The 1,572-nt window shown below is 46.6% G+C and carries 1 protein-coding gene; it reads right to left on the bottom strand.

Features of this window, described 5'->3' with window-relative positions:
• Window positions 1-120: 120 nt before the first annotated feature.
• The gene (locus Q0526_RS18555; protein WP_298736996.1) at window positions 121-1,485 is read right to left on the bottom strand and encodes an exopolysaccharide biosynthesis polyprenyl glycosylphosphotransferase; all 1,365 of its coding nucleotides are present in this window, start codon (window positions 1,483-1,485) and stop codon (window positions 121-123) included.
• Between the last annotated feature and the right edge of the window lie 87 nt (window positions 1,486-1,572).

Genomic DNA, 1,572 nt, shown 5'->3' with positions numbered 1-1,572 from the left:
TGTAGGGCAATTCACCCGCTTTCCAGCTTGACGCTACTGTAAGAGCTGCATTTATACCCGATTCCACCCTGGAATTTCTTCCAATTTTTAGCAGGTGGAAATGTACGAAAATGTCGATATTTAGTGATTTTCTCCACTCATTGCAGTGGTTTGACCCTCGGAAATTCCCTCGGTACTTTCAGGCATAAACAGGATCTTGATAGTTGCAAAGATGATTCGCAAATCTTCCAGCAAACTCGGGTGCGCAATATACATCAAATCCATCTGCAGCTTATCATACGGCGTAGTGTTGTACTTTCCATAGACCTGCGCATAGCCTGTCAGGCCTGCTTTTGCCTGTAGCCGCAACGCAAACTCTGGCAATTCTTCCATGTACTTTGCCGCAATTTCCGGACGTTCGGGGCGCGGGCCTACGACCGACATATCACCTTTTAAGATATCGATCAACTGTGGCAATTCATCCAAGCGAACTTTACGGATAATACGGCCAATTGGTGTGATGCGGTCATCCTTATCGCCGGTCGACAGCCGCGCAAATCCATCACTCTCGGCGTCCACCCGCATACTGCGGAACTTATGTACCATGAAGGCTTTTCCATCTTTGGTTAGACGACACTGCTTGTAAAATACCGGCCCACCATCGGTCAGCCTGATTGCCAGTGCAATAACCAGCATCAGCGGCGACATAATCAGAAGTACCAAACCAGAAGAAACGATATCAAACAAACGCTTCACAAACAGGTATTCCGGCTGTGGGTTATATCTCGTCAACCGCAGAATCGGCAAATGGAACAGGTGCATAGGCCTTGCTGCGCTCATCAACACATCACCAATTCGAGGCAGCATATACACCTGGATTCCTGCAGCCATACAGTATTTGAGGATAATGTTGCGATCATGGCTATGCACGCCACAGAGGAAGGCAACTTTCATTTCCTTCAAAACCCCAAGATTACTTTCCAAGCATTCTTCTACCGTTGCCATTGCCCGAATATCAAACTTTTTGGTGAGTCCATATTCATTGATCAAATCTTCCATTCCACGACGCTGATCATAAATGATTGCGGTAGGAAGCGGCTGGAACGTATGGAAATACCACTGGTGCACACAATACGACCAAAGTGCCGCAATGAGTAGCTGCATGATAAAGGTCAGCAGTAACGGCCAGATGCTCGGCAAATGCTGCGTCAAAAGCCATGTAATCAGGTACAAAATGGCGTCCGTGATAAACGCTGCCAACCCTTGTGAATAGACCATCTCGGAAATCCGATATAGCGAAACCATAAAACCTTCATACACGCGTCCGTAGATGATATAGATCACCAAATAGATGCCAACGATTAGCCAATTTCCCCGATCATAGTATGGTGCGGCAACATTCGGCGCGTAGACTAAATACCAACACACCGCAAATGGTATGGTTATGAGTACCGCATCCATGCATTTAACAATTCGCAATGCCACGTTATGCAACAGGCTATCCACGTTATCCCCTCTCACTTCTTTATCGTGAACAAATCACAACACAATCAAAACCACCCGTTGAACGGGTGGTTTGAACAGGCCCTATAA

It is taken from the genome of uncultured Subdoligranulum sp., assembly GCF_937890665.1.
The sequence above is the reverse complement of the archived record's forward strand: the minus strand, read 5'-3'. Positions and strand labels throughout refer to the sequence as shown.